At 58.1% G+C, this 7877-nt stretch carries 6 protein-coding genes and 2 pseudogenes; 3 read left to right on the top strand and 5 right to left on the bottom strand.

Going from position 1 to position 7877, the window contains the following annotated elements; translation table 11 throughout:
• A pseudogene (locus J3489_RS35745) lies at positions 1–1280 on the bottom strand (NCS1 family nucleobase:cation symporter-1); the annotation flags it as partial.
• A gap of 560 nt (positions 1281–1840) precedes the next feature.
• Between J3489_RS35745 and J3489_RS35740 the strand changes: the two are divergent.
• The 3 genes from J3489_RS35740 to J3489_RS38180 all read left to right on the top strand — a co-directional run bounded on the left by J3489_RS35740 (position 1841) and on the right by J3489_RS38180 (position 4034).
• Entirely contained in the window at positions 1841–3361 is a 1521-nt protein-coding gene (locus J3489_RS35740; RefSeq protein ID WP_309491485.1) for an aminotransferase-like domain-containing protein, read from the top strand.
• Between the two features lie 152 nt (positions 3362–3513).
• Positions 3514–3726: a hypothetical protein gene (locus J3489_RS38185; protein ID WP_309491486.1), complete on the top strand. Its 213-nt coding sequence runs from the start codon at positions 3514–3516 to the stop codon at positions 3724–3726.
• Positions 3726–4034 (top strand): TetR family transcriptional regulator C-terminal domain-containing protein, encoded by a 309-nt coding sequence (locus tag J3489_RS38180; protein ID WP_309491484.1) that lies wholly within the window; start codon positions 3726–3728, stop codon positions 4032–4034. Before J3489_RS38185 ends, J3489_RS38180 begins: the two co-directional genes overlap by 1 nt.
• A 367-nt stretch (positions 4035–4401) precedes the next feature.
• Here the strand turns inward: J3489_RS38180 and J3489_RS35730 are convergent, their stop codons facing one another.
• From J3489_RS35730 to J3489_RS35715, 4 genes and pseudogenes are all read right to left on the bottom strand, one after another.
• A complete protein-coding gene (locus J3489_RS35730) occupies positions 4402–5826 on the bottom strand; it encodes an OprD family outer membrane porin (RefSeq protein WP_242540569.1) in 1425 nt (474 codons plus the stop codon).
• A gap of 413 nt (positions 5827–6239) precedes the next feature.
• Positions 6240–6486 (bottom strand): annotated as a pseudogene (locus tag J3489_RS35725) (DDE-type integrase/transposase/recombinase); the annotation flags it as partial.
• Positions 6487–6998: 512 nt separating this feature from the next.
• Positions 6999–7418 (bottom strand): transposase, encoded by a 420-nt coding sequence (locus tag J3489_RS38685; RefSeq protein ID WP_309491483.1) that lies wholly within the window; start codon positions 7416–7418, stop codon positions 6999–7001.
• Between the two features lie 130 nt (positions 7419–7548).
• The coding region (locus J3489_RS35715; protein WP_207005523.1) for a dienelactone hydrolase family protein at positions 7549–7877 on the bottom strand (329 nt) is incomplete at its 5' end.

Below are 7877 nucleotides of genomic sequence, written 5' to 3'. Positions count from 1 at the left end.
TTGCGACGGGATTCCAACCGCCACGGTACGAATAGATACCCTTATCCTGGTATAGCGCTTCCAGGTCCAGCTGTGTGTTTCGCAACACGAAATAATCCACAATCAAGATTCCGGTAATCGGACCCAGCAGTGCCGAGTAGCCGATCAGCCAAGTGAAGATATAACCCTGCGTAGACGCGAGCAGCTTCCACGGCAATATCGCTATCGCGATGCCCGCGGTAATGTAGCCGCCGCGCCTGTATGAGATCTGTTTCGGGGCCAGCGCCGAGAAGTCATACGCCGGACCGACCAGGTTGGCGGCCAGGTTGACGCTGACGGTGTCCACGATCAGTATCAGCAGTGCAATCAAGACCCCTATGCCTTCCATGCGGCCCGCCAGGTCCACGGGATCCCACAGCGCTTTGCCGTAGATCACTACGGTGGCCGACGTGACAATCACCGCGAGCAAGGCGAGCAGCCCCATCGGCTGCGGGCAAGCCGATCGTCTGGCCGAGCACCTGATCTCGCTGCGATTTCGCAAAGCGGGTGAAGTCGGGAATGTTCAGTGCCAAGGTCGCCCAGAAGCCCACCATTGCCGTCAGTGAAGGCCAGAACGTGGACCAGAACTGACCGGCCTTCGCGCCGCCGGGGACGAATTGCGAGGGCTGCTCCAATATCGACCCGAAGCCGCCGGCCGTTTGATATACCCAGCCGAGCAACACAAAGCAGAGGACGATCTTGATCGGTGCGGTAAACGTCTCCAATTTGCGAATCGACTCGACGCCGTGCACGACGTACCAAAACTGGATTGCCCAGAAGACGAGAAAGCTAAGCAGATGCGCCAGATCGATACCGAGGAACGGCAGTGGGGGGCCCGCCAGATCCGCACCGAACAGCGTGGTCGCGAGCGTGTACACCATTTGTCCGCCGAACCAGCTCTGGATGCCTTACCAGCCGCAGGCCACTATCGCCCGCAGCACCGCGTGCAGCCGCGCGCCGGATGTTCCGAACGAAGCGCGCGACAGCACAGCATACGGAACGCCGTACTTTGCGCCGGCGTGGCCGATCAGAAGCATCGGCAGCAGCACGATCGCATTGCCCAAAAACGCGGTTACCACCGCCTGGCCCCAAGACATACCCCCTTCGATAAGGCTGGCGGCCAGCGTATACACAGGGATGCACATCACCATGCCAACCCACAGAGACGCATAGTGATACCAACGCCAATTGCGTTGCGCGTGGCTGGCGGGCGCGAGATCCGCGTTCAAGAGGCCATTGGAGTCGGCGTTTTCGAATCTCATCCTGTTTACCCCTTCATGGGGTTTATCGGGCACTGCGATATGGCGCCAGCGAGCTTTGCTTGATCTGCTGCATAGCGAATCTCCGAGAATGATTCTGCGCCTGCCTGCGTGAGGATGTTTTGGTCATCCCCAGGCGGTGCAAAAAATTTTACCGGTACGTAGAAATCTTTGACCATCAGGAAAAGCGTGAGTCAATGATAGGCAAATGGAGAGCCGCGAGACATGAACGGCCCGTAGTTATCCCGCCTACCGTGTCTATGCCGCCCGCCAACTGTTAAGTTGAAAATGGCGACACCGATTGGCGCACTGCGACAGCGTTGTCGCTCCTCGATCGCCCCTTCTTCGCGGGCCTCGGGCCGATTCCTTTTCTCTTACCGCGGCAGTCGGCGACGAGTTCCATATCTTTGCGCGAGGCAGGCCCTGTACGGCAAACAGCTCGTGCGCGGTAGTGACGGTATTTTGTCTAGTGGACAAAGTCTTTACCGTTTGGCTTAGTACAGTATTGCATCCGTCGAACTGACGTCTGAGCGCGGGGGATGCGCCATCAAGGAGTGAGAACAGTGGATAGACTAGCGACAAGTGAGACGCGCCGGCCTGCATTGACGCATAGCGCTCATCCCGTCGATCTATGGTCCGAGCTTCGGATCGACCGGACCACGAAGGAGACGCTAGCCGATCAGATTGCGGCGGGCATTGCCCACATTATTTTGCAGTGTGGTATGCGCGTCGGCACCAAATTGCCATCAGTTAGACAATTCTCGAGAGCTCATGCCGTCAGTACCTTCACCGTTCTCGAAGCATACGGCCGGTTGATCACTCAGGGACTGTTGGCCTCACGGCCAGGATCGGGTTACTTCGTGGCTCGAACAGAAGCCGCTAGGCGCCCCAAGGACATCGAGCAAAGCTCGGTTTTGACCGCCATAGACAGCCTGACCCCGGAACTCTACTCGGGCACGTCCGACGCGTTGCCGGTTGGCGCTGGATGGCTGCCGCCCGGTTGGTCCGGGGAATCGATAGTTGCCGAAGCGATGCGGCAAGTCGTGCGGACACCCACTTCCCGCCTTTCCGGTTATGGTCACCCTCGAGGTTTGCCCGGCCTGCGAAATCATGTAGCGAACACATTGAACGACGAGCTGTTTTCTGTCGAGCCGGACCAAATCGTCCTGACACACAGCGCAACCCACGCTTTCGATTTGATCCTACGCACGCTGACGAAGCCAGGTGACGCGGTCCTTGTCGAAGACCCCTGCTATATGCATCTGCACAGCATGATTCGACACAACGGTTGCGAGCCGATCGGTATTCCGCGTGATGAAAATGGCCTGGATTTCAACGTATTGGCAGAGCAGGCGGCACGGCATCGGCCCAAGCTGATGTTTGTGACCACCGTGCTGCACAATCCGCTCGGCACATCGCTGACTCACCAGCAAGCACACCGCTTGCTCGCGCTCGCCGAGCAGTTCGATCTGTGGATCGTCGAGGACGACCTGTTCCGGGAAATCGCGCCGAAAGGCGAGCCATCGCTTGCCGCGATGGACGGCCTGCGCCATGTGATACGTGTCGGCGGCTTTTCGAAAACGCTGTCACCGGCGCTTCGCGTGGGTTCGATTTGTGCATCTCCAATACTCGTAACCGAACTCGTGCGCGTGAAAATGATCACCGGGCTGACGACGCTAGAGGTCAACGAACGCACCGCGTATCACGCGGTATCGTCGAACGGCTACCGGCGGGCAGTGCAGCGCCTGCGGAATCAGCTCGATTCAGCACGCGAGCACGCTCTGAGCACCCTCCCCAAGCTTGGCCTCTTGCCATTGGCACGGCCACGCGGAGGGATGTTCATCAGTGCCGGCTGGCCCGTTGCCCCAACTCACGATCTGAGTGCAAAGAGCATCGCCGATCAAGCGTTGCAGGCAGGTATTCTGCTTGCGCCTGCCGAATTCTTCACGCTCGCGCCTGTCAGCACGATCTGGTTCCGCTTCAACGTCGCCTACGTCGATTCCGCCGTCCTGACCCGTTTCCTCGCGAAAACCGGCGATCGTTTGTTTCCATCGCCCCCCCACGAGCAACTCGAACACCAATGAAAAAACTTTCCATGCCGGCCACCGGTCACCACACAACAGACAGGCCGTCAACGCGCCGCGCGAGCCGCCGCGTTAACCCGGAAGCAGAGATACTCCTGCACGTTGAACGCATTTTTTCTTAATACGGCTACGAAGGCACATCGCTCGCCACCATTGCCGAGAGTGTCGGACTATCGAAGCAAAACCTGCTTTACTATTTCCCGAACAAGCGTGCGCTCTACACCCGCGTGCTGGGTGGCGTGCTTGACGCCTGGCTGGAAAGCATGGCCGCTGGTTGCCGACGACACATGCAGCCAGACGGACACATTGCGCGTATATCGCTTCGAAGTTGCGCCTTTCGCGAGAATGGCCGTGGGGTTCTCTAGTGTACGGAATGGAAGTGATCAGTGGCGCCAAGTTCTATCGCAAGGAAATAAAGCATAAGATCGTACCTTCTTTGCGCATGGATATCGAGGTATGCGAGCGCTGGATCAGAGCAGGCAAGATCGCCCCAACGAACGCCACCCATTTGCTCTTTACGATCTGGGCAATGACTCAATCGTATGCCGACTTCAGCACTCAGATGGCGCTCCTGATGGACAGCAAAAAACTGACGCACAAAGATTTCGATGCGGCGGAAAAACTGATCGTCGATATGGTACTCGCCGTTGTGTCCCCTTATCGACGACAGTAGCTACCGACAAAGCGGGCCGGCATGCCGGCGAAATTCCGGAACGCGCACATCGCCGTCATTGATACGAGCAAAATCGGCATACCTGAGCCGTGTCGCCCGCATTGCCGTGGTGTCGTGACCTCACGATTACCGATCGCCTAGCCTCGCTTGGTGACAATTTACGATTTTACGCAGTGTCCGAATGGGACGAAATCAATCCTTGATCGGCTCTAAAGAATGCTCGAACGCCTCACCCGGCAAACGAAGCGACGTATCGGCAGCCCCCGATCGCAAGGGCTACTGGTGCGATCGCCGAAGTCCAGGCTCAGGTCGGGTTCGAGTTGGACTGCACCCTCGCAATCCTGAGTGCGCAGTCCGCGGACCGTTTCTAACCCCCGAACGCATATTCCAGAATCACGCGGTTCTCGAAGTACTTCTTCGATTTCGCCGGCGACGACTGAAACCCGGTGAAATCCGTGATGCTCAACCCCTTTAGCTTGCCGGTAAAGTTGTAGATCGCATAGAGCAAGTACTCGGACTGGTGGAGACTCACGGCGGTCGCGCTCGACTTCAGGTCCATGAAAGAGTAGCGAGCGCCGAGGAACAAATGACCAAACGGGGCACCGTTCACGTCGATCGCGTATGCGTTGCCCGCGCCCAGATCCTCTGTACTGTTGAAAAAGGGCTGCGCGTACAGCGGATCCGAACCGATATTGTGCGCATACGGCGTGACGAGCGCGCCGTTCAGCAACGAGTTCGAGTGCGGCACGATCCGGTCGTAGCCGAATCTGAGCGTCAGCGAGTTGCGCTTCACGCCGAACTGCGCACCAAACACCTCGCTGTTTACGTTGCCGAGCAGCTCGCGTCCGTCGCCTGTCTCGCGAACTCCCTGCACGCCCACGAATGGGCGGATCAGTCCGCCGTCGCGAATCACCTGACCCTGTGCGTACGTCATCCTCGCGTAGTCCTGGTAGGTCTGGTACCAGCCCTGCGCGCTCAGCTCGACCGGGGCGAGCTTCCACTTGTGCGCGCCTCCTACGCCCCAAAAGCCGTTCGTCTTGGCATTGCCGATCGTAGAGAACGAATCGAAGTCGACGTTATACGCCGTGGTCCGCGTAAACGTGTTGGAAGTGTACGACTTGTATCGGAACATCTTGAATGCCATCAAGAAGTTGTCCGCATCGCCATAGCGCGCGGACACGCCCTGAAACAGCGGTGGCACGATCCGCCAGTCGTATTCCCCGTCGAACGGCGCGTTGAGTTTCTGGTTGCCTGCGACGACCTTGAACCCGTGCCCCTCGTACTGCAAATAGGCCTCGGCCAGGTTAAGCAAGTTCGGACCGAGATAGCTGACGACATTCGCGGGATTGTCCGAGTGGTCGATGCCGCGCTGAATGAAGGCGCTCACGCCGACCGAAAAACCGTACAGCGCAGCAGTTTTGTAGCCGAGTGTGCCGCCGTAGCTGACCGTATCCTGATTGGAGCCAGGGACGAAGTACGCGTTATGCAACGAAAAGTACTCCGTCCGGACGTTCCCGTAAAAGTGTCCCTTCGTGAACATCTCGATCAGCGATGTCGCCTCGTTCGCACCAACCGTCGGCACAGGCTGCAGCGGCGGTACCGGTGCATTAGATCCCGGAACCGTCATCGCCAAATCCTCCCCGCGCGTATCGCCGCTCGCCTTCGTCTTCCCTCGAACCGCATTCGCCGGCGCGGCATTCGTTTGACCATTGGTGGTCGGTGCGGGTTGAGCCGGCGTCGCCGTCTGAGCGGACGCCTCGTCCTGTGCATGCGCCGTGGCCGATACCGCCATGACAGCTGCGGCAGTCACCGCAGGCAGAGTGCTTCGCACTACTATTCGTAGGCATCGGAAATTCTTCATACTCAGGTCTGGTACGCGGTGATGGGATTGAGAAAATTTGACCGTCAGGAAAAGCACGTGTCGATGCTAGGTAGACGAAATACCTCGGGACATGTACGGTCTGCAGATATCTCGCCTACCGTTTTCATTCGGCTCGCCAACTGTCAAGTTATAAAAGCCAGTACGGCTCGATGTTCAGTTACATCGGAATACTTAGTTTATTTCTAATTCGTCTCGAGTCACGTCGCCCCTCTTCCTTTACGCAGATGACGACAACTTACGTGCGTAAATTTCTTGCTCACTGCGGCGACGGTTCTGTCGCGGTGAGGCAAACCGGTCAAAAAACAGCGATATGCGTAGGATGCTTATGAAACCAACGAGTAAAATTGCTGGGCGACAGACAGCGGAGTTTCGCCCGAACCTTTCATCTGTCCTTTCCTGATCACGTGCATCAATTCGATGCCACGCAGAATCACGCGCGCGCAACCGTCTCGGGTGAGCCGGGTTCTGACCGATTGCCTTCTTGAAGAAGCGCCGCGCAGCAGCCTTGTCCCGCTTGGCTCTGAACAGAAAATCGATTGTGTTGCCCGCCTTATCCACTGCCCGGTAAAGAGGTCAAGGGACGAATTTAGTCGTCGCTGGATAGCGGTAGCGATGGCGTTTTCATCGGCACCGCTATCCAGCGAAATTCTTTCCGTCGTTCGCCTATGCTGCCTGCAGATCGTAATCGCATCCGTTTTCTCCGAACTGGTTGCGAACCGGATCGCACCAGACACCCATCGAGATCAAGCATGCTGTGATGTGACTCACGACTCCCCTGGCGGCTATTGCCGCCCCAGAGAAACGTTGATGCCAGACGAAGGAAGTCCAATGGGTTTCGCAGAACCGTGGCTGTTGCTTGCGCAACGCCAGTCAATAGTGGCTCATCGCCCGGGCGACCCGGTCATCCGCAAACAGGGGTAGGGCAAAGAGATGACCCAATCAGGACCGTGGCTTTGCACCAGTCACATTACCGGGCTCGCTCCCCTTGCCCCACTTTTTAGCCAAAGCAGCGCGTTACCTCAAATGGATTGTGCTCCCGTAGCATGTAATTGCAGGCGCGCACCAGCTTGTGTGGCAGCGCCTTAATCCCGACAATTCCGTTCCTTGCGCTCGTAAAAGCGTCTGGGTTCTGGGCAGGAGCGAATGGCAACGTTCGCCGCTTCGACAAGCGCCCACGCAAAATACCTGTTACCGTTCTTCGTGTTACCTTCGCCCTTCTTCCTGCTGTTGCTTTCGCACCGGCTGTCTACGCAGCGGCAGTCCGAACTGAAATTGCCAACCTTCGCAAAACGCGAGCTGGTTCCAGTTTCCAGCATGATCGTGGTTGCGAGAACCGGACCAATGCCGGGCACCGTGTTCAGCAATGCATAGTCCGGGTCGAGTTTGACCCGCTCCACGAGTCGCCTCTCGAGGATCCCGATCTGTTCATGCAACTTCTGCATCACGGCCAGATTGGCTTGCAGTGCGAGCGTCACATCCGGCGCAAATCCGAATCCGTTCACCTGCGCTTCATCCAGACGCTTGACCCGGTCACGGTGGCCGCTGCCGCCCGGCCCGTCGCTTTGATGTCTTCGCGCCGCGATGACCGATGCACGAGGATCGATGCGCGGCGCCAGGGATCTTCAGGCTATTTTACGAACGTTGCCACAACGTGCGTCCGAAGAACGTCAGCGTTCGATCCCACGCGAGTTGCGCCCAGACGGGATCGAATTGCGTCCTCGTGATGCGGTCCGGTCCGACGGCCGTCTCGTTGGCGAACGCATGGTGGGCCAGATACCGATGAAACTCCACGTCGACACCCCCCGTCTTCAGCTTCGATTCGAGCTCGTCAACCTTCTCCAAGGCGAAGAAAGCGTCCTGCGTCGCCCAGTGCGCCTGAATCGGCGCCTTGATCTTGGCAGGATCGAGGTACTCGAGCGGCGGGTGGCCGTACCAGGCCACACCCGCATCGAGATCGGGAT

Source organism: Trinickia mobilis, assembly GCF_017315705.1.
GTDB lineage: Bacteria > Pseudomonadota > Gammaproteobacteria > Burkholderiales > Burkholderiaceae > Trinickia_A > Trinickia_A mobilis.
Note: the sequence above shows the minus strand (reverse complement) of the source record. Positions and strands in the feature narration are given on the sequence as shown.